The organism is Natronolimnohabitans sp. A-GB9 (assembly GCF_030848565.1).
GTDB lineage: Archaea > Halobacteriota > Halobacteria > Halobacteriales > Natrialbaceae > Natronolimnohabitans.
In genome coordinates this window covers 44527-70162 of record NZ_JAVDDV010000015.1, presented here as the reverse complement: position 1 = coordinate 70162, position 25636 = coordinate 44527, and the positions used below count along the sequence as shown (strand labels likewise).

General features: G+C 65.5%; 21 protein-coding genes and 1 tRNA gene. 11 read left to right on the top strand and 11 right to left on the bottom strand.

The features are described 5' to 3' along the window. Positions 1-9: 9 nt before the first annotated feature. Positions 10-1626 carry a solute carrier family 23 protein gene (locus RBH26_RS16225; protein ID WP_306759422.1) on the bottom strand — a complete coding sequence of 539 codons (1617 nt, stop codon included), beginning with the start codon at positions 1624-1626 and terminating at the stop codon, positions 10-12. A 147-nt stretch (positions 1627-1773) separates the two neighbouring features. On the opposite strand from RBH26_RS16225, the gene RBH26_RS16220 reads away from it, so the two are divergent. Next, positions 1774-3096: a M48 family metalloprotease gene (locus RBH26_RS16220; protein ID WP_306759421.1), complete on the top strand. Its 1323-nt coding sequence runs from the start codon at positions 1774-1776 to the stop codon at positions 3094-3096. A 77-nt stretch (positions 3097-3173) separates the two neighbouring features. On the opposite strand, the gene RBH26_RS16215 is transcribed toward RBH26_RS16220, so the two are convergent. Further along, complete coding sequence (locus tag RBH26_RS16215) at positions 3174-5432, bottom strand: VWA domain-containing protein (RefSeq protein ID WP_306759420.1); 2259 nt, start codon at positions 5430-5432, stop codon at positions 3174-3176. A 34-nt stretch (positions 5433-5466) separates the two neighbouring features. Between RBH26_RS16215 and cobN the strand changes: the two genes are divergently transcribed. Genes cobN through RBH26_RS16200 form a run of 3 tightly spaced genes read left to right on the top strand, consistent with a single transcriptional unit; the run spans position 5467 to position 10935 of the window. Then, on the top strand, positions 5467-9363 hold the full coding sequence (gene cobN, locus RBH26_RS16210; RefSeq protein WP_306759419.1) for a cobaltochelatase subunit CobN: 3897 nt from the start codon (positions 5467-5469) through the stop codon (positions 9361-9363). Beyond that, positions 9356-10123 (top strand): precorrin-8X methylmutase, encoded by a 768-nt coding sequence (locus RBH26_RS16205; RefSeq protein WP_306759418.1) that lies wholly within the window; start codon positions 9356-9358, stop codon positions 10121-10123. The genes cobN and RBH26_RS16205 overlap by 8 nt, the downstream gene beginning before the upstream one ends. After that, positions 10120-10935, top strand: coding sequence for a cobalt-precorrin-7 (C(5))-methyltransferase (locus RBH26_RS16200; RefSeq protein WP_306759417.1), 816 nt, complete (start codon positions 10120-10122; stop codon positions 10933-10935). The genes RBH26_RS16205 and RBH26_RS16200 overlap by 4 nt, the downstream gene beginning before the upstream one ends. 26 nt (positions 10936-10961) lie before the next feature. Here RBH26_RS16200 and RBH26_RS16195 read toward each other — a convergent pair whose 3' ends face one another. Next, positions 10962-11714 (bottom strand): DUF2797 domain-containing protein, encoded by a 753-nt coding sequence (locus RBH26_RS16195; protein ID WP_306759416.1) that lies wholly within the window; start codon positions 11712-11714, stop codon positions 10962-10964. Between the two features lie 209 nt (positions 11715-11923). Here RBH26_RS16195 and RBH26_RS16190 point away from each other — a divergent pair, with 209 nt between their 5' ends. The 3 genes from RBH26_RS16190 (at position 11924) to RBH26_RS16180 (ending at position 14494) form a co-directional block, all read left to right on the top strand. After that, on the top strand, positions 11924-12277 hold the full coding sequence (locus RBH26_RS16190) for a BsuPI-related putative proteinase inhibitor (RefSeq protein WP_306759431.1): 354 nt from the start codon (positions 11924-11926) through the stop codon (positions 12275-12277). A gap of 138 nt (positions 12278-12415) precedes the next feature. Beyond that, positions 12416-13327, top strand: coding sequence for a CbiX/SirB N-terminal domain-containing protein (locus RBH26_RS16185; RefSeq protein ID WP_306759415.1), 912 nt, complete (start codon positions 12416-12418; stop codon positions 13325-13327). Positions 13328-13330: 3 nt separating this feature from the next. Then, positions 13331-14494, top strand: a complete 1164-nt coding sequence (locus RBH26_RS16180; RefSeq protein ID WP_306759414.1) for a DR2241 family protein — start codon at positions 13331-13333, stop codon at positions 14492-14494. Positions 14495-14633: 139 nt separating this feature from the next. Here the strand turns inward: RBH26_RS16180 and RBH26_RS16175 are convergent, their stop codons facing one another. The 4 genes from RBH26_RS16175 to RBH26_RS16160 all read right to left on the bottom strand — a co-directional run bounded on the left by RBH26_RS16175 (position 14634) and on the right by RBH26_RS16160 (position 17566). Beyond that, positions 14634-15218, bottom strand: a complete 585-nt coding sequence (locus RBH26_RS16175) for a hypothetical protein (protein WP_306759413.1) — start codon at positions 15216-15218, stop codon at positions 14634-14636. Between the two features lie 15 nt (positions 15219-15233). Next, positions 15234-15434: a methytransferase partner Trm112 gene (locus RBH26_RS16170; RefSeq protein WP_306759412.1), complete on the bottom strand. Its 201-nt coding sequence runs from the start codon at positions 15432-15434 to the stop codon at positions 15234-15236. A 95-nt stretch (positions 15435-15529) separates the two neighbouring features. Beyond that, on the bottom strand, positions 15530-16036 hold the full coding sequence (locus RBH26_RS16165) for a hypothetical protein (protein ID WP_306759411.1): 507 nt from the start codon (positions 16034-16036) through the stop codon (positions 15530-15532). Between the two features lie 165 nt (positions 16037-16201). Continuing rightward, a complete protein-coding gene (locus RBH26_RS16160; RefSeq protein WP_306759410.1) occupies positions 16202-17566 on the bottom strand; it encodes an adenylosuccinate synthase in 1365 nt (454 codons plus the stop codon). Positions 17567-17924: 358 nt separating this feature from the next. On the opposite strand from RBH26_RS16160, the gene RBH26_RS16155 reads away from it, so the two are divergent. Then, a complete protein-coding gene (locus RBH26_RS16155; RefSeq protein ID WP_306759409.1) occupies positions 17925-18230 on the top strand; it encodes a hypothetical protein in 306 nt (101 codons plus the stop codon). Positions 18231-18477: 247 nt separating this feature from the next. Here the strand turns inward: RBH26_RS16155 and RBH26_RS16150 are convergent, their stop codons facing one another. The 4 genes from RBH26_RS16150 to RBH26_RS16135 all read right to left on the bottom strand — a co-directional run bounded on the left by RBH26_RS16150 (position 18478) and on the right by RBH26_RS16135 (position 23392). Next, entirely contained in the window at positions 18478-21141 is a 2664-nt protein-coding gene (locus tag RBH26_RS16150) for a transcriptional regulator (protein WP_306759408.1), read from the bottom strand. Positions 21142-21189: 48 nt separating this feature from the next. Beyond that, the gene (locus tag RBH26_RS16145) at positions 21190-21468 is read right to left on the bottom strand and encodes a UPF0058 family protein (RefSeq protein WP_007257910.1); all 279 of its coding nucleotides are present in this window, start codon (positions 21466-21468) and stop codon (positions 21190-21192) included. Positions 21469-21670: 202 nt separating this feature from the next. Next, positions 21671-22822, bottom strand: a complete 1152-nt coding sequence (locus RBH26_RS16140; protein ID WP_306759407.1) for an ABC transporter ATP-binding protein — start codon at positions 22820-22822, stop codon at positions 21671-21673. 99 nt (positions 22823-22921) lie between these two features. Beyond that, positions 22922-23392 (bottom strand): DUF5793 family protein, encoded by a 471-nt coding sequence (locus tag RBH26_RS16135; RefSeq protein WP_306759406.1) that lies wholly within the window; start codon positions 23390-23392, stop codon positions 22922-22924. Between the two features lie 139 nt (positions 23393-23531). Here RBH26_RS16135 and RBH26_RS16130 point away from each other — a divergent pair, with 139 nt between their 5' ends. The 3 genes from RBH26_RS16130 to RBH26_RS16120 all read left to right on the top strand — a co-directional run bounded on the left by RBH26_RS16130 (position 23532) and on the right by RBH26_RS16120 (position 25610). Continuing rightward, positions 23532-24224 carry a class I SAM-dependent methyltransferase gene (locus RBH26_RS16130; RefSeq protein WP_306759405.1) on the top strand — a complete coding sequence of 231 codons (693 nt, stop codon included), beginning with the start codon at positions 23532-23534 and terminating at the stop codon, positions 24222-24224. An 86-nt stretch (positions 24225-24310) separates the two neighbouring features. Then, a tRNA-Gly gene (locus RBH26_RS16125) sits at positions 24311-24381 on the top strand. A 260-nt stretch (positions 24382-24641) separates the two neighbouring features. Next, a complete protein-coding gene (locus RBH26_RS16120) occupies positions 24642-25610 on the top strand; it encodes a radical SAM protein (protein ID WP_306759404.1) in 969 nt (322 codons plus the stop codon). Positions 25611-25636 lie beyond the last annotated feature (26 nt).

Genomic DNA, 25636 nt, shown 5'->3' with positions numbered 1-25636 from the left:
CCGTCCGGATCAGCTATTGCGGTCGGAGCCGACCCACCGCTCCCAGAAGCTCTCGAACTCGGATTCGTCTTCGGTAACGCGGTCCCACTCGGCGAGGCCGCGTTCCTCGCGGCTGCCCGGAATCGTATTGTCGAGAACCAGCGCCGCGAGACCGCCGATGGCCATCCCCGTCGAGCCGATGATGAAGACCGTGTCGACGATCGCGATCGCAGCGGCCTCGAGCCAGCCGGCCACGACCGTGTCGGCGAGTACGCCCGCCTCGAGGATCGGTGCGAGCGCCGCCTCGAGACCCACGGCGTCGCGGAACGCGAGCGTGGTCTCGAAGTTGCCCATGTACGCCGGCGCAGCGAGGCCGACGAAGAGTGCAAAGCCGATGACGAAGGTGTTTCGCGAAGCGGTGAGGTCGACGTGCTTGAGGGTGGCGACGCCGACGGCGACGATCTGGGCGAACATGGCGATGAAGAGCCCGCCGACGATCGGGTCCGGAATGGTCACGATCAGCTGTCCGAAGTAGCCGATGAAGCCGAAGACGAGCATGACGAGGGCGCCGACCTGGACGACGTAGCGGGAAGCGACGCCCGTCAGGCCGATGGCACCGACGTTCTCGGAGTAAGACGTCGACCCACTCGAGCCCATGACGCCGGAGAAGACGTTCATCAGGCCTTCCATACCGATCCCGTGGTTGATCCGTCGCTCGCTGGGTGCCGCCGACCCAGTCATGTTCGCGACGGCGTAGTAGTCGCCGATGCTCTCGACGATCGAAGCGAGCACGCCCGCGAACATCCCGATCACGAACGCGGTCGTCACCTCGGGGGTGCCCCACTGGAAGGGGTGGATCGGCAACAGCAGCGACGCGTCGGTGACGTCGCCAAGGGACACGTAGCCGGGGTGATCGGCGCCGAACACGCCGGTGGCCGAAAGCGCCGCGGCGAGCGCCCAGGCGATCCCGATCGCGAGGATGACCGGATACAGTCTGAACGCCCGGTGTTTGAGGTCGAGGTACTGTGAGAACAACAGGATGAGACCGAGCGTCAGGCCGAGCAACAGCCAGCTCTGGTCCGTGCCCGTGATCTGGCCGGCGTCGAACAACGAGAGTCCGATCAACGCGATCGTCGGCGCGATGACGACCGGGGAGAGGAAGCGTCGAAGCTTCCCCACGAGACCGAAGTATCCCATCGCGACCTGGACGGTCGCGGCGACGATGATCGCACCCTGTAGCTGCAACAGCGCGCTCTGCCAGTCGGTGCCGCCGCCGACGCCACCGGCCGTGACGACGGCGATGATGGCCAGTGCGGGCGCGAGCATGGAAAACGGCGCGCCCTGGACGATGGGATAGCGGTTCCCGAACGTCGTCTGGGCGAGCGTCGCGATCCCCGAGACGACGAAGAAGGTGCCGACGAACTGGGCGGTGATCTCGGGATGCTCAGTCATTCCCATCTCGTCTGCCAGAATCAGCGGTACCGCGATGTTCGCCCCGATCATCGTCAGGTAGTGTTGCACACCCAGCACCGCGGATTCGCCGAGTGGCGGCTGTTCGTCGATCCCGTACTCGATATCCTCGCTGGCCTCGCGGTCCCCGCCGCTGCCAGCGTCCCGGTCCCCCGGGTCGTCCCCCTCGGTAGACATAGCTCGTCGGATAACAGGCCAGGGTGCTCAAATGGATATTGATCCGTCGCCAGCTTCTGTGACTTCACTTATACTACCGGACAACAGATAGCACACGAACGTTCACTGATCAAAACATTATTCAATCTACATGATCGATACCGTAGTATGCCACTCCGTCCGGACCGGCGGCTCCAGTTCAGGATCGGGTGTGCGCTCGCGCTCGTAGTGGGCGTCAACGCGGTCGCGCTCTCGGTGCTCGTTTGGAGTGTCCACCGCGGACTGTCCGCAAGCGATCACTCCGCCGGGCTCGATCTCGGGCTCCCAGTCACCGTCGGGACAGTGCTCGTCGGCGCGATCGGGCTCGTAGCGGTCCAGGCGCGACACGGCTCGCGGACGGCCGTTGCTGGACTCGAGACCGAGACGATCGAGGGCGACGGTCCCCGAAACGTCGGCCCACGGGTGCGACGGCTGGCCGCGCAGGCGAACGTTCCGACCCCGACGGTCGCCGTGGCCGATCAACCCGATCCGAACTGCCTGACCGTCGGTACCCGTCGCTCACCGACGGTCGTCGTCACGACGGGGTTGCTCGAGGAGCTCAACGACGATGAACTCGAGGCGGCGCTGGCTCACGAGGTCGCCCACCTCGCGAACCGTGATCTCACGGTCGTCTCCGCCGTCGCTGCGATCGTCGCGATCGGCGACAGCCTGCTCGAGCGCGAACGCACGTTCAGTGGAGTGGCCGCGTCGATCGTCGCGGTCGTCGTCACCACGTTCAGCATGCTGTGGCTGGTTCCGTACGTCGCCTTGGCCGGGGCGCTGTTGCTGCTCCTGCTCGCCGCACCGTTTTTCGCGCTCACCGCGCTCGTGCTCGTCGTGAGTGCCGTCGCCCGGCTGTTGCTCGGAGTGAACGCGATCACGCTCGGACTGTTCGCGAAGACCCGCGAGTACGCCGCCGACCGCGGCGCGGTCCAGCTGACCGGCGACCCCGCCGCGCTGGTCAGCGCCCTCGAGACGCTCGAGGGGGACGATCGTCCGGACCGGGACGTTCGCGCTCGCCTGGACGCGAGCGCGACGCTCGGGATCGTTCCACAGTCGCTGGCGGAGCGATCGGACGACGACGAGGGCGAGGACGGAGGCGAAGACGACGATGCGGAGGGCTGGTTCGACCGCTGGTTCGCGAGCCAGTTCGAGACGTGGCGGAAGAAGGTCCCGGAGCAGAGCCTCAACGAGCGGTACGACGATGCGGAGTCCGAGACCCACCAGTGGCGGGACGACGAGAAGCGACAGTGGCAGTTACAGGAGTCGGAGAACGGCGACGGTGACGCCGCGGACGAGCCGACGTCGTGGATCGTCGAGCCGATACAGGAGACCGTCATAGCCCCGATCCGAAGTCGCGTTCGGCGGGTCCTGAGGTGGCGGCCCGCGACGCATCCCTCGAGCGAGGCGCGGATCGAGCGGTTACGGCTTCTCGAGCGACGGCGACGGTAACGGTGTCGATCACCGGTTCAGACGGACTGCTGTCCCGAGTTCCCCGCCGATCGTCACGCGGAGGCGGCGGTCGTCGGTCAGTGACGCCGGTCAGACGCGGCCTGATCGGCCGCCGCCCGAACCGTTTCGACCGACAGCGACTCGAGGTCGACCAGTTCTCCGCCGGACTCGCTGGCGACCAGTTCCGAGAGTCCCGCCCGGGAGTCGTCGCCGGCGTCGACGACGAGGACGGTCGCGTCGTCGGCCGCGAGTCCACGTGCGGCCCGCCGCGTCGCCTCGGTCGGACTCCCGTCGGCGACGTTCGCCCGCCCGTCGGTCACGCAGACGACTACCGCAGCGTCGGTCTCGGCGCGCTCGAGCACCGCACGCGACGTCTCGAGGCCCGCGGGCAGCGGAGTTCGATCGCCCGAGGGCAACGCTTTCAGGTGGCGGGCGGCCAGCGAGACGCTGTCGGTCGGCGGCAGGAGGACCTCGGCGTCCTCGCCGGCGAAGGCAACGAAGGCGACCTCGTCGCGTTGCTCGTAACTGTCCCGAAGCAACTCGAGGACGACGCCTTTCGCGGCACGCATCGCCGGGCGCATCGAGGCGCTGGCGTCGACTGCGAAGACGATCGTCACCGAAGTCTCGCCCGTCCGAACGGACTGGCGGAGGTCCTGTTTCTGCACCTGCGAGTCGCCCCGCCTGGCAGCCGACCGAACCGACGCGGCGGTGTCGATGGGACCGTCGTCCGAGGCCGGCTCCGTCCGCACCCGCACGCCGCGGTTCGACACGCTCGGCGTCGTGTTCGCTCGGGAGCCACCCGACGCCGTCGCCTCGTGGCGCTCGACGTCGGGCGTCTCGAGGTCGGGAGCAGAGGCATCACCGGCCTCGGCGACGGTACCGCGTTGCTGGCCGGGGACGAGCGGCTGGGCCTGTTCGTCCTCGTCACCGCCGCCGCTATCGCCATCGTTCCCGTCGCCGTTCGACTCCGACCGACTCGAGTCGCCGGCGCCGTCCGAATCGTCGCCGTCACTCCCGCTGGCTTCGGCGGGTGCGGGGTCACCGCCACTCGGATCGTCCGCCCCGTCGGGTTCCCGTTCGGAGCCCGACTCGTCGCGTGTGTCGTCGTCGGAGTCGCTCGAGTCATCGGCCCCGTCTCCATCTCCAGTGCCGGGTTCGGCGTCGTCGCCGTCACGCTCGTCGCCCTCGTCGGGCTCTGATTCCGTTTCACCGCCGTCGTCCGCGTCACTCCCCTCGCCGCCGTCGCCATCGGCGTCCTCGCCGTCCCCGTTTCCCTCGTCGGGCGACTCCTCGTCGAACCGGTCTTCGAGAATATCCTCGAGATCTGGTTCGTCCTCGAAGGGCGTGCTCTTGAGTCGGTGGGGCAGCGTGTACGTCGCGGCCTCGTGGACGTCGGATTCGACGACCGTCGTCCGGCCCTCGAGAGCGGCGATCGTCATCGCGGTCCGGGCCGTCGCCACGTCGCCACGGTGGCCGTCGACGCCGGCCTCGAGACAGAGTTCGGCGATCGATTCCTTGAACTCGGTCGGGAGCGTGACCTCGGCGAGCCGGGCGCGGGTGTCGACCAGTCGCTCCCGAAGCGTCGCCGTCTCGTCTTCGTACTCCGCCCACGGGTCAGAGCCACCGGTATCGGACCCGCTGGCTTCGTTCTCGAGGGCGCGGTCGATGATCTCGACGCGATCCGTGACTTCGCGACAGCCCTCGACGGTCGCCTGGAGGGCAAAGCGATCCCGAAGCTGGGGCCGTAGATCGCCCTCCTCGGGGTTCATCGTCCCGATCAGTGTGAAGTCGGCGGGATGGGAGACGCTGATCCCGTCGCGTTCGACGGTGTTGACGCCGCTTGCAGCAGCGTCGAGGATGACGTCTACGAGGTGGTCGTCGAGCAGGTTGACCTCGTCGACGTAGAGGATCCCCCGGTGGGCGCGGGCGAGCAATCCGGGATCGAAGTCGGCCTCGCCGGCCAGCGCGTCCTCGACCGAGAGCGTGCCGACGACCCGGTCTCGAGTCGCACCCAGCGGCAGCGTTACGAGCGGAACGGGCCGGGTCTCGACTGGCAGGTCGTCGCGGTCGCGGTCCCGACACGACGTACACTGCAGGCGCGGCTCGTCGGGCGCACAGCCGTACGGGCAGTCGGCGACCGCCCGCTGGTCGGGAAGGAGGTCGACGAGTCCCCGTACGGCGGTCGATTTGGCGGTTCCCTTCTCGCCGACGATCAGGGCACCGTCGAGGCCGTCGTTGGCCGCGACGGCGAGTAACACGCGTTTCAGCTCGTCCTGTCCGACGATGGCCGGAAACGGGAGTGACGACAGCTTTTTGTCCTCGGCCTCTGCAACCATAGTTGAGCTAATCCAACAGAGGTTTAAAAACGCGATGACACGGATCGGGATCTACACCGCGACGGAGAACGAACTCGGCTCGATCGGCCAGGCGGCCGACCGGCTTGAAGACGTCGAACTGGTCGTTCGATCGGAGAGCGACCTCGAGGACGAAGCCGACGTCGAAGAGTTCGTCGAGGAATTGACCGACGCCGCGGCAGCGATCTTCTGGCTGCACGGCGCCGAAGACAGCATGCCGGGCTATGACTACGCGACCGACGCCCTGACCGAGGCGAGCGTCCCGCTGATCGTCAAGGCGACCGGCGACGCGTTCGCGTTCGAAGACACGACGGTTGCGGAGTCACATCGCGACCTCGCCTACGAGTACCTAGAGAAAGGCGGGACGATCAACGTCGCCAACCTGTGTCGGTTCCTCGCCGCGGAGTACGAGGGCCGCGACGTCGAGTACGACGACCCCGCCGAACTCCCAACCGAAGGGGTCTACCACCCCGACTACCCGGGCGTCGAGTACGAGGAGTTACTCGAGACCCACGACCCCGACAAGCCGACGGTCGCGGTCTGGTTCTACGAATCGCACTGGACACACGAGAACACCCGCTACGTCGACGCGCAGGTACGAGCACTCGAGGAACAGGGTGCAAACGCCTTGCCGATCTTCTGTAATCCGGCGACCGATACCGAGGAACAGGAAGACGCCGAATGGGTAACGGACAACTGGCTCATCGATGCCGACGGGCGACCGATCGTCGACGCCGTGCTCTCCTCGTTTATGTTCTCGCTCTCGATGGACGAGCGTGGCCGATCGGCAAGCGACGAGGGCCAGAGCGCGGAAGACGTCTTCCTCGATCGACTGGGCGTTCCCGTCCTCCAGACGGTCACCACGATGCGCTCCCGATCGCGGTACGAGTCCAGCGATACGGGCGTGATGGGGTTCGAACTCGCACTCTCGGTGGCGCTGCCGGAGTTCGACGGCAACGTGATCACCCATCCGATCTCGGGCAAGGAGCGTACCGACGACGAGGCCGGCATCGGCAGCGCCCCGAAACATCACTTCCCGATCGAGGACCGGATCGATCACGCGACACGGCTCGCAGTCAACTGGGCGCGGCTGCGCCATACGCCCAACGAGGACAAACAGATCGCGGTCGTCCTGCACAACTACCCGCCAAGCGACGACGGGATCGGCACCGCGTTCGGCCTCGATTCGCCCGAGTCGACCGTCAATCTGCTCTCCGAACTCGAGCGTCGAGGATACGAGTTAGGCGACGAACTGCCCGCGGACGGCCAAACGCTCGTCGAAAAACTGACTGCCCAACTCACGCTCGAGGATCGGTGGGTCGCGCCGGAGGACGTCCGCGACCTGTCGGTCGACGTGGTGTCCCCAGACACCTACGAGCAGTGGTTCGCCGAGGCCGACGAGCGCTTCCAGGAGAACGTCATCGAGGAGTGGGGCGAGGTTCCGGAACGGCCGTTTGCCATTCCGGGCGTCGAGTTCGGCAACGTCCTCGTGACGGTCCAGCCGCCACGCGGGTTCGGCATGGATCCCTCGAAGGTCTACCACGACTCGGACCTGCAGCCGCCACACGACTACTACGCCTTTTATGGCTGGTTGCGAAACGAGTTCGAGGCCGACGGAATCGTCCACCTCGGGACCCACGGCAGCCTCGAGTGGCTCCCTGGCAAGACCGTCGGCTTAAACGGCGAGAGCGCGCCGGATCAGCTGGTCGACGACATCCCGAACGTCTACCCCTACATCGTCAACAACCCCGGCGAGGGAACACAGGCGAAACGGCGGTCCTACGCCGCGATCGTGGACTATCTGACACCCGTGATGCGGGCCGCAGGAACGTACGACGAACTCGCCGAACTCGAGGAACTCGCCAATCAGTACCGTGAGGCCGGGATGGAAGACGCCCGCGCCGACGACGGCGAGCACTTAGCGACCCTCATTCGTGAGAAAGTCGACGAGCTGGACCTCGCCGTCGAACTCGGGATCGAAGGCTCGATCGACGAGAAAGCCGACGTTCGGGGTCCTGACGAGGCCGGCTCGACGCTGGCTGAAGGTGACGTGGAAGGTGCAGACCTCGAGATCGACGCCCTCGTCGAGCAAATCCACGAGTACCTCACCGACGTCAAGACGACCCAGATCCGGCTCGGGCTCCACACGATGTCCGAGCCACCAGAAGGCGAGCGTCTCGTCGAGTATCTCGTCGCGTTGACTCGCCTCGAGAACCCCGGCGCGCCGAGCTTGCGCGAGAGCGTCGCCGGCGCGCTGGGCGTCGACTACGAGAAGATGTTGAACGCACCCGGCGAGTACGACGACGCGCTGGGAATGACCTACGCCGAGGCGGCCGATATCGTCCGCGAGACGAGCCTCGAGTTGGTCGAGACACTCGCAGCGCACGATTTCGACGTCCCCGAGTCGGAACTCGAAGGCGGACCTGACGACGAGGTCAATATGAATCTGCTCGTCGTCGACCTCGAGACGATCGGCGACGCGCGAGCGAAGTCGAGGGCTCACGACGACCTCCGGAAGGCCCTCGCGTACATCTGTGAGGAGGCCCAGCCCCGCGTGCAGGGAGCCGAAGACGAGATCCCGAGAACTGCGGATGCGCTCTCGGGCGAATATGTCCCGCCCGGTGGCTCCGGCGCGCCGACGCGTGGCGGCGTCGACCTGCTGCCGACCGCACGGAACTTCTATACCCTCGATCCGCGCAAGGTCCCTGCGAAAGCGGCCTGGCAGGTCGGCAAAGACGTCGCGGAGGGCGTCCTCGAGCGCCACCACGACGAAAACGGCGAGTATCCCGAGGAGATCGGCGTCGTCGCCTGGGGGACACCGACGGTACGCACCCGCGGCGAGACGATCGCCCAGGTGCTCGCGATGATGGGCGTCGAGCCCCAGTGGACCGACGCCGGCCGGATCGACGACGTCGAGCCGATTCCACTCGAGGAACTCGACCGGCCCCGGATCGACGTGACGACGCGCGTCTCCGGACTGTTCCGCGACGCGTTCCCCGCAGCCGCGGGGGTCATCCACGACGCCGTCGACGCCGTGGTCGACCTCGACGAACCGTTGGAGATGAACTACGTGAAAAAACACGTCGAGGAGGAGCAAGAAGAGCTCCAGGAGGAAGCGGGTCTCGACGAATCCGACGCTCGCAAGGCCGCGAAACACCGCGTGTTCACGACCAAACCCGGCGGCTACGGTGCCGGGACGAACAAGGCCGTCGACGAAGGCAACTGGGACGACCGCTCGGATCTCGCCTCCGTCTACGTCCAGTGGGGCGGCTACGCGATGGGCTCGAGAGGGCGCGTCTCGGACGCCCACGACGCGTTCGAACGTCGCCTCTCGAGCGTCGACGCGACCGTCAAGATCGAAGACACGATGGAACAAGACGAGTTCGACTCCTCGGACTGGTATGCCTTCCACGGCGGCTTCATCTCCGCTGTCAGCGAAATCGCAGGCGAGGAGCCGGCCTCCTACGTCGGCGACTCCTCCGATCCGGACAACGTCTCGGTCTACACCAACGAGGAGAAGGTCCGGAAGGCGATGCGCTCGCGTGTCCTGAACCCCGACTGGCTCGAGTCGATGGAAGACCACGGCTACAAGGGTGCCGGCGACCTCTCGACGACGGTCGACGTGACGCTGGGCTGGGACGCGACGACCGGTGTCGTCAGCGACACGCTGTGGGCGGAGGTCGCGGAGAAGTTCGCCTTCGACGAACAGCGCCAGGACTGGATGCGCGAGGTCAACCCATGGGCCCTCGAGTCCATCACGGACACCTTACTCGAGGCCATCGAACGCGACCTCTGGGACGCCGACGAGGAGACGGTCGATCGACTGCGCGATCTGAATCTCGAGGTCGAAGGCGATCTCGAGGCGCGGACGACCAACGAGGCCGTCGGTGCGGAGGTGACAAACGATGACTGAGCGCTCCCAGGAGTTCGACCGGGAGTACGCCGATCTGGGCGCGACCACCCAGGAGGCGATGGACATCGCGGAGACGAGCATGGACATCGTCCGTCAGTTCGTTCCCGACGAGACGCTCGCCGACCGGGTCCGCCAGAAGTCGGTCCACTCGATGGGCGACATCGAGTTCCAGCACCTGATCGAGTTCACCGGCAGCGACGAGATCGGCGACGACGAGGACGCGCCGGTTCGTGCGGGTGCGCGAGCCGTCCTCGAGGACGCCACCATCGTCACCGACATCACGATGTCGAAAGCTGGGATCACGTCGCGGGGCCACGACTGCGAGAAGCGCAAGGCGATCGGCAACGGCGCCGAACTGGCGGCGGAGACGGGCATGACCCGAACCGCTGCCTCGGTGCTCGAACTCGACAAGCAGGGCGTTTACGACGGTGCGATCGCCGTCGTCGGCAACGCACCGACGGCCGCCTTCGCACTCGCGGACTGTATCGAGAACGGGACCCGACCCGCCGCCATCGTCGCGACGCCCGTCGGCTTCGTCAAAGCCGAGGAGAGCCGCGGGCGGATCCGCGAGATCAGCGAGCGCTACGACGTCCCGGCGATCACGAACGTCGGCCGCCGCGGCGGAAGCGGACTGGCTGCCGCGTTGACGAACGAACTGATCCACGTCGCCAAGGACGTACGGACCGACGAACTCGAACTCGAGTTGACGGCCGACGAACGCGCGGCACGGACCGACGCCGCAGGCAGCGAGGACACATGAGCGACGAGTACGACCTCGACACCGGACCGGACCCGGCGACGTTCGCAGCCACAGCGGCCGAGCCCGATATCGACGAGGAAGCCGACGATCCGGTCTACGCCGTCGGCGTCGGGCCGGGGAACCAGGAGTATCTCACGCCCCGGGGCCGGCGGGCGGTTCGGGACGCAGACGTCGTCGTCGGCTTCACCACCGTCGTCGAGTTCGTCGAGGACCTGACCGACGCCGACCTGTTGACCTGCGGGTACAAAGACGAAGCCGAAGCGCTCGAGGCGTTCGGAGAGCGCGTCGCCGACGGCGAAGCCGGAACGGCGGTCGCGATGGGCGACCCGAACCACTCGGGCTACCAGTTCGTCGGCAAGGTCCAGGATACAGTCCAACGGGAGGCGGCGGCGCGAGCGGTCGACCCGCGACCGGTCCGTGTAATCCCGGGGATCTCCTCGCTTCAGATGGCCGCCAGCCGTGCCCGGACGCCGATGGAGGACACCGAGTTCGTCACACTCCACAAAAGCGGTGACCTCGAGGCAGACATGGAGCGACTGGCCGGTGCGGTCGACGATCGGCACCTGCTCGTGCTCCCACGACCCTACGACCGGATGCCTGGCGACATCGCCGCGTTCTTACTCGAGCGCGGCGCCGACCCCGACCTCGAGGCGATAGTCCTCGAGAAGCTGACCCACGAGGACGAGCAGATCCATCGGTTCACGCTCGCGGAGCTGTCGGCTCACGCCGGCGGGAGCGGACCAGACGAGACCCCGTTTTCGGATCTGGTCGTGCTCGCGGTTCGACAACCGGTCACAGAGCGACAGGACTGAGACGGACCGCTTACCGGGTTTTCGGTTCAACCGAACGACCCCAGCGACGACTGCAACTGCCGGTTCGTCTCGCCCGCCGCGACGTCGTAGCCGACGAGGTCGCGCATGTCGACGGCGTAGCTCGTCCCACCGTTCTCGAGGACGAGCAGCCGGCCTTTCACGCCGACGACGGTCCCCGAGGCGAGGGTTTCACGGACCGGCTGACTCTCGAGGTCGAGCCCGTAGTCGAACTCGAAGCGCCGGATGACGTCGAACTCGGCGAGGACGTCCTCCCAGGCTTCCTCGTCGACCGTCGACGCCAGTGAGGCGACCTTTTCGGGCGTCCGGACGCGATCGACCAGCCACTCGGCGATCTCGGCCTCGAGTTCGCGAGCGATTCGGCCGTTCGAGACCGTCTGGACGTGGGCCGCGCGGTCGGCACCCTGTTCCCGGAGTCGGGTCTCGAGGCGCCTGCGTTTCGTGACGCCGACCTTGAACGTGTCGGGGGCAAAGGCCGCGATGTAGACGGCGTGTGTTTCGTAACAGTCCATTTCGGCTTTCAGGCAGGTTCCCGTACAGCGGGCACAGACCCACGTACTCGTGTGATACTCGCAGTAGGGCGCCGCCGGGCGGTCGCAGGCGACGTGGTCGCCGTCGTCGATCGTCCCGGCACAGTGGCGCGAGCCGAGCGGATAGGAGAGGGAGTCGCCCGACTCGAGGGATCGACGCTCGACCGGTCCGCCGTCACCGAGGACCAGCGCCGTTCCCCGGCCACTCGGCTCGTAGCCAACGATCTGCACTGTAGATCGTGGTTGGTGTCGGGTCCGGATATACGGTTCGCCTCTCGCCCGTTGGTAGCCGGACGAAGACCTACTACTGTTTGACAGCACGATTCGACGATCGGTCGCGCGACTGCGGCCGTCCCGAGGGTGACGGCCGCGAGTTCGCGACCGACGTCTCACTGACCGCTGTCCGACAATATAACCGCCTCGCCGCCGAACCCGAAGATATGGCACTCGAGGGAACGCTGGAGGCGGACGTCTCGACGGACGGTCGCGGCTCGAAGACGGTACAGTTTACGTTCGACGTGACTAACACCGGCACCGCTACCGTCGAGTTGCGGTTCTCGGACGCGGCCAAAGCCGAGTTCATCGTCGAGGACGAAAGACGAGAGGTCTGGCGGTACACCGAAGGGCGTGCGTTCACGCAGCTGCTCAGCGCGGAGCAGATCGCACCCGGGGAGACGGCCACGTACGAGGCCGAGTGGGAACGGCCACGGGACGGCGAGTACACCGCCGTCGCCGAACTCCGGGCCCAGGAGGCGACCTGTGACGCACGGACGTCGTTCAGCGTCACCGACTGAGACGGTCCCGGTGATTCCACGGGCGGGTCGTGTTGCCAACCCGCCACCACGAGCACCACGAACCGCTGATCTCACAGATCACAGCGGAAATTCTCCTTCAGCATAGGGTATAAAACAGCGCCTTCCTAACGGGCGGCTATGCAAGCGCTGGTCATCGCGGCACACGGGTCACATCTCAATCCGGACGCTTCGGATCCGACCTACGCCCACGCGGACGCCGTCCGCGAGACGGGCGCGTTCGACGAGGTCCGCGAGGCTTTCTGGAAGGAGGAACCCCACTTCCGCGAGGTGATTCGCACGCTCGAGTCCAACGAGGTGTTCGTCGTCCCGCTGTTCATCAGCGAGGGCTACTTCACCGAACAGGTCATTCCACGGGAACTGCGACTCGAGGAGTGGGACCCCAAGAAGTGGGACTCCGATGGGACGAGCGCTACCCACGCCACGCTCGAAGCGACGGACGTCGGGAAGACGATCCACTACTGTGGCCCGGTCGGGACCCACGACGCGATGACCGACGTGATCGTCGGCCGGGCCGAGCGCGTCACGGGCGACCCCACCATCGGCGAGGGGGTCGGACTGGCAGTCGTCGGCCACGGCACCGAACGCAACGAGAACTCCGCGAAAGCCATCGAGTACCACACCGAGCGCATCCGAAAACGAGACCGCTTCGACGACGTGAAGGCGTTGTTCATGGACGAGGAGCCCGAAGTCGACGACGTCACCGACTACTTCGAGGCCGAGGACGTCGTCGTCGTCCCGCTGTTCGTCGCCGACGGCTACCACACCCAGGAGGACATTCCCGAGGATATGGGGCTAACTGAAGATTACCGGCTGGGCTGGTCAGTTCCCGCCACGGTCGACGGCCACCGCATCTGGTACGCTGGCGCCGTCGGGACCGAGGGGCTGATGGCCGACGTCGTCCTCGAGCGTGCGGCCGACGCCGGAGCCGACGTCGGGGACGCCCGTGGGGCAATCAGGAAAGCGGTCACGCCCGCAGACGGCGTCGACCGGAGACCCGAAACCGAACCGAGCGCGGAGCCGGGGGACTGATACGTGACGCTCCCGACAGCCGACGTCGCGTCACTGCTCGAGACGGTCGACACCGACGGCGAGGTTGCGTTCGACGGGCTCCGGATCGCCCACACGGACGCCGGCTATGCCCTCGAGACCGACGGCGACGAGTGGCACGGCCTCGAGCGGGCGGCTCTCGAGGACGCCCTCGAGCCGCTTGCGGCGTACGTCACCAACTGGCGCTACTGGCAGGAGACGGTCGGCGGCGAGGGGACCGCTCGGCGGGCGTTCCTCCGGTGGTGTGAGCGTGCCCCACTCGCCGACGCCGATGCCGATGCCGATGCCGATGTGGCCGACGATCATCCCTCGGTCGACGACCCGCTTGCCGTCCCCGAACGATACGACGCCCTGCACGAGGGACTCGATCGGGAATGGGGACAGCTGTGTATCACCGCCCGCCTCGTCGACGACGCCGAGCACGCCGCCGGCGAGCGCGTCTACGATCTGTGGCACGTCGACGACGCAGACAGCGACATCGCCGACCTCGAGGTCTCCGACGAGCCCCGCGATGCCCGCGAGATCGCCACCTACGACGAGGATGGACGCTACCGACCGCTGAAGACCGCTCCCACGCTCCCGTCTGGCTGGGCGTTTACCGGCCTCTCGGGGGTCGAACTCGTCGAGGCCGTCGGCTATTTCTACCCCGCGACGGTCGCCAACTGGCATCGAGAGCTCTGGGGGAACGTAGACGTCGATCACTGGACCGAGACCGCCGAGCGACAGACCGGTATCTACGACGTCGTCGACGAACTGCCACGCGAGGCCGTCGAGTGGATGGCCGAGGCCTGCTGTGTCGATTCCCAGTGTCTACGCCGCCGAGAGTGGCAGTACGACGCGGACGACGAACTCGACGTCGACGGCGGCGACGGCCCGTTCCCCTGCCGGGAGCCCTGTTCGCTCGTCATCGCCGCCGCTCGCAAGTGGACGATTATCGAGTCCGAGGCGGAACACACCTACGAACTCGAGTTGACCACAAGCGAGTACAACCAGCTCGCGGAACTGATCGACGCCGTCGCCGACGGCCGAACCGACGAGATCCGCGAGGCCGACCTCGACGACGGCGCGAACCGCTATCGGGCCCGCTACCTTCGCGCGAAGCGAGTCGACAAGGAGGGCGACCTCGAGGCCAGACGGCTCGACGACTGATACGGTCCCCTGTCGTCACGTCTCGCCGATCGCCGACCCCGTGCCCGTGCCCGTGCTGGCGATCGACGGGAGATCGGGACAGCAGTCCGTCTGATCGGATTCGATCGGACGGAAAATCAGTCGTCGCGTCGGCGCTCCGTCACCGGAACAACAGACCGAGCGCGACGACGGTTCCGAGGACGACGATCGCGATCCCGAGGGTCGCGACGAGACCGCCGATCGCCGCCGCCGTCACCGCGCCGACGGCGGCCGCGACTAATCCGAGGACGACGACGGCGAGCGTTGCCGGCTCGAGGCCGGACGTCTCACGCAACCGATCGAGCGCAGTCGAGTCGCCCGCTGGGTCCCGACCGCCGCCGGGTTCGGCAAGCGACTCGTCGACGTCGACGGGTCCCGGGGCTGGCTCGACGACGACGGGGATCGAGACCGACTCGGAGCCGTAGCCGGTCAGGACCTCGAGGTCACCGCTGACCGGGGCGTCGATCCGCTCGGCGTCGACGGCGATCGGAACGAACGTTTCGCTTTCGGCGTCGACGTAGTAGTTCGCGGTCTCGAGGTCGGCGATCCGTTCGAGATCGCCGGCGAGACGACAATGAACGTGTGCGGGTGAGCCGTGACTCACGAGCCGGAGGCCGATCGAACCCCGTGTCTCGACGCTGTCGACGCTCGGCTCGAGCGAATCGGCGGCGCCGCGGTTGACGTGGACGGTGACCTCCGGGGACACGATAAATCTGGCCGATCAGGCCGGGGACTCCTCACGCATGTCCGGCGGCAGCAGGTTCGGGATCCCGTCGTCGATCGGGTACCGCTCGCCACACTCGCTGCAGACGAGCGTCCCGTCGATGATTTCGTCGCCATCGGCGTCGTATTCGGCGTCCTCGAGTTCCAACTCGTGTTTGTCCAGCGGGCAGCAGAGGATCTCAAGCAACGACTCGTTCATAGTACGAACGGTGGCCGCATCAAGCAAAAGGTTTCGGGAACGAAGTCGGCGCGGGCGACCAGGCGACTGCCATTCGGTCCAGAGCCGTACCGAAGTTACTCCGGTCGTGTCTCCTCGCGGACGCTACTGCCGACGACGAGCGCGGCACCGATGATGACGAGGTTTTTGACGATGTACTGGCCCTCGACGGTCAACACGAACGGAATCGAGACGAAGGTCACCCCTGGAAGCAACACCAGCGGCAGGAAGGTTCCGGGCATCTGGAGGAACAAGAGGAGGATCCCGACTCTGATCAGGGGCCGATAGAGCAGGCAGAGCCCGATGAGCACTTCCCAGACGCCCAAAACGGGAACGAACAGCTCCGCCGGAACGAGATAGACCGTCGCGGCCACGAGCTCCCCGGCTGGGCTCACGTCGAACACCTTTAGCGCGCCGAACCAGACGAAGACGATGCCGAGGGCGAGACGAAGCACCGGGATCCCCCACCGTCCCATCCGATCGGCGATCGCGCTATCGACCCGTTCGAACCGTCGTGCGATCGCCGCCGATCGGTCGGACACCGACTCGAGTCGCCGTGCGATCGCGGAACGTTGATCACCCATCGAATACACCTTGTTAGCGACGAGTAGGACCCGAAGCGGCAAAAAAACGGAGTACGCAGTAAACGGGTCGACCAGATATCGCCACCGGTGAAAAACTATGAGACGCCCGTCGTCTCGCGACGACGTCTCGAGTGCGATCGGTGCGCAGTGTGTTGTCAGTCCGTCTTACTCGTAGGGGTTCTCGACCACGACGGTCTCCCCGCGGCCGGGACCGACGCCGACGGCGTAGATCGGCGCGTCGAGTTCGTCACTGACGTACTCGAGGTAGGTCCGGGCGTTCTCGGGGATCGCGTCGTACCCCTCCGCTGCGACGTCTGCCCAGTCGACTTCGGGCCAGCCGTCGAACGTCTTCAGGTTCGCCTCACAGCGGCCCCACTGCTCTGTGGTGGGGGGCATCGTGAGGATCTCGTCGCCGTCGAACTCGTAGCTGTGGCCGACTTTTACCTCGTCGAGCCCTGCGAGGACGTCGATGTGGTTGATCGCGAGCCCCGTAAAGCCGTTCGCGCGGGCCGCGTGGCGGAGCATCGGCATGTCGAGCCAGCCGACTCGTCGCGGTCGGCCGGTGACGGTGCCGTACTCGCCGCCCTCGTCGCGGATGTAGGTCGCCAGTTCTTCTTCGGTCTCGCCAGCGCCCTCATCGCCGTCGTAGTCGGGCGTCTGTCCGTCGACGCCGCCGAGTTCGGTCGGCAGCGGTCCGGTGCCGACTCGTGAGAGGTAGGCCTTGACGATGCCGATGACCTCGCCCTGACCGACGACGGTCGGCCCGAGCCCCGTACCGACGGTCGCGCCGCCGGCGGTCGGGTTCGAGGAAGTGACGTAGGGGTAGATGCCGTGATCGATGTCGATCGAGGTCCCCTGTGCACCCTCGAGCATGACGTTGTCACCGTCGTCGATGCGCTCCTGGAGGAAGGTCCCACAGTCGACGGTCATGTTCTCCTCCTCGAGACGCTTGCCGTACTCGCGGTACGTCTCGTAGAGGTGGTCGATATCGAACTCGTCGCCGGTTTCCTTGTCGAAGACCTCCTCGGCGAGGGCTTTCTTCTGGGGGACGACGTACTCGAGTCGCTCGCGGAGCGTGTCGGGATCGAGCAGGTCGCCGATACGAACGCCGCGCCGGCCCGCCTTGTCCTCGTAGGTGGGGCCGATACCGCGTTTGGTCGTGCCGGCTGCGAGATCCTCCTTCTCTTCTTCCTCGATTCCGTCGAGGGCGCGGTGGTACGGGAGGATCACGTGTGCGCGCTCTGCCACGCGGACGTCCGGGTCGAGTCCCCGCTCCCGGAGCTGGTCGATCTCGTCGAACAACGTCTCGGGGTTGACGACACAGCCGTTGCCGAGGACGCCGACCTTCCCCCGGACGGCGCCCGACGGCACGAGCGATAGCTTGTACTTCTCACCGTCGTGGACGACGGTATGGCCAGCGTTGTCGCCGCCCTGATAGCGGGCGACGACGTCGGCGGTGTCGCCGTAGAGGTCGACGACTCCGCCTTTGCCTTCGTCGCCGAGTTGTGACCCGACGATTGTGACGGTCATAACAGCGGCGGGTTCTTGCCGTGCCGATAAACAGATTACGGTATTGCCGGGTGAGTCGAGGCTGAATATACACGAACGTGACTACCGGACGTGATTTCGATCGGCGATCGATCGATAGATTCCTTACGGCCCGCGTCCGAGTCACGGATACCACACTCGAGATCGTCGATAGAAGTCGACGTTCGCTCTCGAAGAAAGATATATCCTGAACAATCATAAATGATACGCGGGAATAATCGTTGGATTGCGCTGCAACCCGAAGCGTTAACTACTGACAGGAACGACCATTTAGTTGAGAGTGGCCTGTCGGACTGCGAGAGTAACTTTTAAAGGGTACAAAGACAAGTTAACAAATGCCATGATAGACCGACTTGAGAAGGAAGTCGATATGCTGGAACGACATCTTCAGGTCCTGAAGATGGTTATCGAGAACGAACCGATCGGGATCGTGAAGATGTCTAACGAGACGGGCTACCCCCACCACAAGGTCCGCTACTCCCTTCGCGTTCTCGAGGAAGAAAACCTCATCGAGCCCTCCAGCCAGGGTGCGATCAAGACCGAGCGCACCGCCGAATTCGTCGACGAACTCGACGACAAGCTCGACGACATCATCGACAAACTCGACGGGATGAAGATCGAGGACGTCGCCGAAGTCGAAGGGTAGTCTCTCTTCCGCTATCTCGGCTCGAGAGCACCAGTGTCGAGCCGTTTCGAGACTGATTCGTCTCGAACGCGAACCGCCCGACCGATCGCCGCCGTCGATATCGACACGCGGCGGTCGACGGTCCCTTATCATCGATACTCACTCGAGGAGACCCCGTCTCGGCGTCTCGTTTCCGCCGATACTCACCTCACTCGAGTCCGTTCGCCGGCGATCGACGACGATCACGATCGAACAGTCGCCGATCGAATCACAACTCGGGCACGTTCACGTGGAACCCTTCCGACCGGGACTCGACGAGACAGAGGTGATACCCCCGTTTCCGCGAGAGGTTGACGTAACTCAGCTTCGAGCCGCGGCTGAGTAAGCCGCTGCTCGTCGCCTGTTCGGCGACCTCGAGTGCGCCTGGCTCGAAGTAACTCGCGGTGACGACGACCGCCGCCGCCAGGTCCGGATAGTTGGCCTTGACTGCCGAGGCCGTCTCTTCTACCGTCTCGAGCATCTCCCGCGTCGCGGGGTCGCGCGAGTCGTTGAAGTTGGCGACGACGAGCGGATTCCCCATCTTGTCGAACGCGACGACGTCGAACTCGGCTCGATCGGGGACGTCCTCAGTGTCGTCGTCGGCGAGCGAGATCGTCGCGTCGAGTTCGACGCGGTCGATTCGCGGGATGGCGTCGTAGAGGTCGCCGAGCCCGTCGGCGTTGCCCGTCTCGCGAATCTCGAACAGCGCCGTTCCGGTGAGCCAGTCGACGAACCGGTGTTCGATCGTCTCGGTCAGGAACGACTCGTAGTCCCGTCCGTCGACGGCGACGTCGGTCGCATCGAACCCGGTGTGGCGCTCGAGTCGCAGGTTGGTAGCGACCGCCTCGCGGTCTCCCTCGCCGTCGTGGGCCGACTCGAGGGTCGGCTGGCTCTTCGAGGCGTACCGGACGAAGAGGTTCGTCTCCGCAAGCGCCCGCTCGGGCGGGAGTTCGGTGCGTGCAGCCGGCTCGTCGTCGGCAGTCTCGCGGGCGCGTTCCAGTTCGGCCTCGAGGTCCTCGATTCGGGACCGAAGCTGGTCGACCGTCGCCGAGAGCTCCTCGTTTTCCGACCGTAACCGGTCGCGTTCGGCCTCGAGTTCCTCGGCCATTCTGGCGAGTTCGTCGCGTTTGGCTTCTAGCGTCTCGATTCGCTGGGTGAGGGCAGCGGTCCGTTCGTCGGACGCGGTCGCGTCGCCGGTCGTCGCCGGTTCGGCCTCACGATCACTCTCCGGACTCGGTTCCGCTTCCGTCTCCTGAGTCGCTCCGGCTCGAGTCCTGGAGTGAGTTTCGCGGTGCTCGGTACTGGCCTCTCGTCGACGCGCCGGCCGCTCTCGCGTCTCGCTGTCGGCTCGATCTGTACGCACGTCGGAACGACCGGTCTGCGTGCGCTGGCTTGCCTCGTCGTGGCTCTCCGCTCCGGCTTGGCTCGAGCCCGGAACCTCGCTGTTGTCGGGATCGATCGACGGAATGCTGCGCGTCTCGCGCCACTGGGCCTCTTCTTCGAATCGCTCTTCGGTGCCCTCCGCGGGCGCCGGCTCCACATCCGTCTCCGCAGTCGAGGCCGTTTCTGTCGGCTCGACGGTCGGCGCCTCGTCTGGGGCGTCGACGTCGTCTTCGGTCCAGGAGATGTCGCTTTCCTCGAGTTGCTGTGCCGCGGCTTCGACCTCGGCTGGGGAGGGACCGGTGTCACCTGCGATCTCGGCGGTTCCCTGTTGGTCGTCGACATCGTCCTCTGTCGACTCGGACACCGCAGAAGAGGGGGTCGACCGTTCTGCCGTCTCGACTGTCGTCTCACTCGAGTCGGGTTCCGGCTGCTCGGCCAGTTCGGCTGCTGTCGGTACCGACTCGGACGCGGTGGACGTCCCGCGGGCTGGTGCGGTCGTCCGTTCGTTACCGGCCGCGTCCGACTCTCCGCCGAGGGCCGGAGACTCGTCGACGGTCGTTTCACTCGCGGATGCTGGGACGTCCGCGTCGGTGATCCCACTCGAGGGTGGGTCCGGCTCGGTGTCGTCCGTCGTGGTGATTCCCGACGGTCCGTCCGTCACGTCGGTATCGACGTCGGTCGGGTCCGTCGTCGAACCGCCGACAGGATCGTCGCTCGAGTCGGCCGTCGTACCGTCGGCGGGCTCGCCGATCGTGACGTCCCCGATCGACGTGCCTGTGGCTCCGTCGTCAGTATCCGTCGTATCCGTTTGGGCAGTCGGCTCGGCGCTCGAGATATCGACCGCGTCGATCGCCGACTCGGTCGGGTCGGCACTCGGCTCGGCTCGAGACGAGGCGTTCGCTACTGAGTCAGCGTCCGATCCGTCGTCGACGGTGTCGGAGCCGGAATCGGTGGCCGATTCGTCGGTGTCCGTCCCGGGAACGTCGGTGACGTCGATTTCGACGTCGGTGACCTCGTAGATCCCGACCTCGTCGGCGGCCCGCTCGAACGCCTCCTCGCCGGTGAGCAACCGCTCGGCGTTGCCGATGTAGGCGGCGGCCATCCGTCGACCACCGTAGTAGACGGCGTAGTAGTCGCCGCTGAGGACGTTCTCGCTCAGTTCGATATACCCCGTAAACGATCCATCCTGGAGCGTCTGGTCGACCTCCTGGAGGGGTGTCTCGTTGGTGTAGTACTTCGCTCTTGGCTCGCCGCCCTGGGACTCCATCGTACAGAGCAGGGGCAACGCAGGATCCGGTGCCTCGTAGACGGTGCCCGACGCCGTCTCGAAGTCCTCGATCGTGCCGTCGACGACGCCGACGACGCGGCCATTTAACATGAACAGCCACGTCCCAGTGTCGGTGACGGCGCCGGAGAAATCGTCGTCAGCGAGATCGGAGAGACCGTCGTAACCGCCACTGAACGGGCGAGAATCCCATTGTTCGACGCGCTCTTGCGTGCGCGGGTCCATACGTCAACAAACGGGAACCGGACCAAATACGTTTCGCCTAGATACTGTCTAGATTTTTGACTCGGCGTCCTCGGCGAGTTCCTTCATCCGCTTGCCGATCCGGCCCGCACTCGAGAACTCGTCTTCGCTCATCCCCTTCGCCAGGGCGTTGCCAAGCACGAAAACGGCGTGTTTGTGCTCGCTTTTCGATTTGTGGACGTGGGAGGGGTCGACGTCGAGCTGGCGGTAGGGCTCGAACAACTCCTCGTCGACGTCCTCCCGGTCGGCGAAGTACTCCATGATGACGACGAGTTCTTCGTGGAGCTCGAGGAGTTCGTCTTTATGCATGGTCACGTATAGGAACGGTCCCGGCTTAAGCGTTGTGTGCGAGGGGACTACAAGGGCGGAGGAACGGGTCAACGGCGTGATTCCGGGCGTTTGCTCGCGTTTCGCCACTGTCGACTGGTGCCGGTGGTGGGTGCCGGTATCGGTCGTCAGTACGAACGAATCGGGAGCCGACACCGGACTTGAGGCGATAGATAGCGAAATGTTAGTCCGCAGCGATCGTTCCGTTTTCGCGCTGGCCGACCGGGAACCAGGCGAGTTCGTGGTCGGCGGTGACGCGGACGGCGACGCGTTCGTCCAGGTTGATCTGGTCGGAGTGGTTGTGCATACACTCGATCGTTTCTCCGGAGTCGAGTTCGACGCGATAGAGGACGGTGGGCCCGAGATACCGTCGGTAGACGACGGTCCCGTTCGCCTCTTCGTCGGTAGCCGGGAACGCTGTCACGTCGTCGGGACGAACCAGCAAATCGATCTTGCTCCCGTCGTACTGATGAGCGAGACCGTTGACGTCGTCGCGGAGAACCCGACCGATGGCGGTGTCGACGCTGTCGCCGTGGACCGTCCCCGAGAGGAAACTGGCGTGGCCGAGAAAGCCCGCGACGAACCGTGATTTGGGCTGCTGGAAGACCTGCTGTGGCGTGTCGATCTGCTCGATGTCTCCCTGGTTCATCACGGCGACGCGATCGGAGATCGACAGCGCCTCCTCCTGGTCGTGGGTCACCGAGACGGCCGTGACGCCGGCCTCCTTGATGATCCGGCGGACCTCCTCGCGCATCTCGACACGCAGGTCGACGTCTAAGTTCGAGAACGGCTCGTCGAGCAAGAGCATCTCGGGTTCGGGAGCCAGCGAGCGAGCCAGCGCGACCCGCTGTTGTTGGCCACCGGAGAGTTCGTCGGGATAGGCGTCGCCCTGTTTTTCGAGACCGACGAGCTCGAGCAGTTCCGCGACGCGGGCGTCGCGTTCTTCCTCGGGCCAGTCCTGGAGGCCGAAGGCAACGTTTTCGCGGGCGGTCAGGTGCGGAAAGAGCGCGAACTCCTGGAAGACGACGCCGACGCCGCGTTCCTCCGGTGGCACGAACCGACCGTTGCCGGCGACGTCGTCGTTCCGGAGTTGGATCGTGCCGGCGTTTGGCTTCTCGAGACCGGCGATGAGACGCAGCGTCGTCGTCTTCCCACATCCCGATGGACCGAGCAGCGTGAGGATTTCACCGTCGCGGACGGACAACGAGAGGTCTGGGATCACTTCCTCGGCGCCGTACTGCTTGGCGACGCCGTCGAGCTCGAGCACCACGTCGTCGGTGCGGCGCTCTGGTCGTCGTTCCTCAGCAGCTGTCGTGAGTAGTTGTCCGTTCGCCATTGATCGATCCTCCGGTGTCCACCGGTGTCTATTCGATTTAGGTGGGCCTAAAACACTTATAGCTACCGGTCGATGCGAACGAACTGGAACGACCGACGGCTAGAGTTCGACGCCGCTGGGGATCAGACTGTGCTGACGAAGCAGATTGCCGTCGTCGTCGTAGACGAGAAACGTTCGTTTGTCATAGGTGACGAACTCGTCGCCGTCGAGGGTGATCTCGACTTCGTAGCGGCCCTCGTCGTCGAGCGCATCCTCGCCGTAGCCGCGGGCCGCTCGAATGAACTGGAGGACGTCGCCGGCGTCCTCGTTGAGTTCGAGGATGAACTCGCCAGTAATGCGATTGGTCACGCTAACGACACCAGCCGTATCCGTTCCCAGTGGTTCTTGCAGTCGGAGCGCGACGTCGGTTTCCGTGGCGTCGAGGGTCTCGCCATCGGGACCGGTAAGGCGCTCGCGAAGCATCGCCGCTGGGCCGGTGAAGTCGATCAATACCGAGGGTTTGCTCGGTTCGCTATCGGTCTCGACCCAGTCGACGTTTCTGACATCTACCGTGAAATGCTCGCGCCTCATTCCGTACCGAAGTGTTCGGACTCACACCGTATGAACGTAACGCACGATCTATCAGTATCACGATAGTTGTGCCCCCTTGGGTGATGCCGAGCGTCGTCGTTGCGAACGCTTTTTGGACGTTCCCCGACGAGAGCCGACGATGGCCGACCAGCAGGACCGAATCGACGACGCGGCCCGTCGCGCTGCCGTACGCGACACGTACGATCGGATCGCCTCGCACTTCGCTTCGACCAGAGAGTACGCCTGGCCCGAGGTTGAAGCGTTCGTCGAGACGATTACCGACGAGTTCGAGGCGGACGACACGGACCGCGTCGGTCTCGACCTCGGCTGTGGGAACTGTCGACACGCCGAACTGCTGGCCCCCCACTGTGAGCCCGTCGTCGGGCTCGACGCCAGTCGCGGCCTCCTCGAGACCGGACGCGAGCGCGCCGCCGACCGCGAGTTCGACGTCGCGCTCTGTCAGGGTGACGCCGCTGCGTTGCCGCTTGCCACCGATGGCGTCGACCTCGCCGTCTACGTCGCCACGCTCCACCACCTGCCGACCCCGCAGGCGCGCCGGCACAGCCTCGACGAACTCGCACGGGTGCTCGCCCCCGACGGTCGCGCGCTCGTCAGCGCCTGGTCGACGGCCCACGACCGATTCGAAGCGACCGAGGGGTTCGATACGACCCTCGAGTGGACCCTCCCCGGCGGCGAGACCGTCGACCGGTTCTATCACATCTACTCGCCCGCGGAGTTCGAGGCCGCACTCGAGGCCAGCGCACTCGAACTCCTCGAGTGGGAGCTCTCGAGTGGCAACTGTTATGCGACGGTGGCCGGCTCGGATCGCTGACCTGGGTCTCGAGTCGGGCACGTCGACTCGAGCGAGTTGATCGAAAACGGAACTGTCTTAACCCCCGAGGGAGAATCGAAGACTGCGCGCGGATGGTCTAGTGGTAGGACCTGAGCCTTCCAAGCTCATGGCCCGGGTTCAAATCCCGGTCCGCGCATTCCTGCGGCGAACAAATCCGTGAGCAGCAGGATCACATGAAGGGTTTGAACGACGGAAGACGCACGCTCGCGAGCGGTGCGAGCGAGACCGTCTTCAGGTAGTTCAAATCCCGGTCCGCGCATTCCTGCGGCGAACAAATCCGTGAGCAGCGGCAGTCGTGACGTGAGCTGACCGCTCTCGACGAACACGTCAGCACACTCGAGTCACCACTCGGCTGACCCACGACACACCTTTGGTATCTAGTCCCAAACACCTGGTATGAGCGTCGACGCTCCAGCTACGACCCCGAACTACCAGGCCCTCTCGGACGAGGCGTTCGAGGAGCGCTGTACCGACCTCTGGGAGCGCTACGCCGACTGTGACCTCTGTGCCTACGAGTGTCACGTCGATCGGACCGCCGGCCAGGAGGGAACCTGCCAGGTCGACGACACCGCGTCCGTCTCGACGTACTTCCCCCACTTCGGTGAGGAGGACTGTCTCAAGGGCCACAACGGGAGCGGGACGATATTCCTGGCGAACTGTAACATGAAGTGTGTCTTCTGCCAGAACTTCGAGACCGGCCACGAGGCCGAGGGCGAGCCCGCGACGCCCGAGGAGATCGCCGAGATGGCACTCGAACTCGAGGCCCAGGGCTGTCACAATATCAACTTCGTCTCGCCGACCCACCACTCCCCCCACCTGGTCGAGGCCGTCAAGATCGCCACGGATCGCGGACTGGAGCTTCCGATCGTCTGGAACTGTGGCGGCTACGAGCGGCCAGCGATCCTCGAGCGACTCGAGGGCATCGTCGACATCTACATGCCGGACGTGAAATGGTCGGACGACGCTGCTGCAGCGATGTACTCGAAGGCGCCGAACTACTGGTCGAACGTCAGGGAATCGCTACGGGAGATGCACCGACAGGTCGGTGATCTCCGGATCGACGACACCGGGCTGGCGACCGGCGGATTGCTCGTCCGGCATCTCGTGATGCCGAATCACGTCGAGAACGCCAAGCGAGTGCTGGCGTTTCTCGCCGAGGAGCTCTCCGAGGAGACCGTCGTCGACATCATGGCCCAGTATCAACCCCACTACAAGGCCAAAACCGAGGACGTCTACGCGGACATCAACCGTCCGATCACCGAAGACGAGTACGACGAGGTGATCGAGTACGCCCGAGACGTGGGGCTCGAACGGCTCTACCTCGATCGGTCGATGCTACAGAACCGCGGATTCAGTTGGTTCTGACGGTCGGATAAGACGTCCGCTACTCG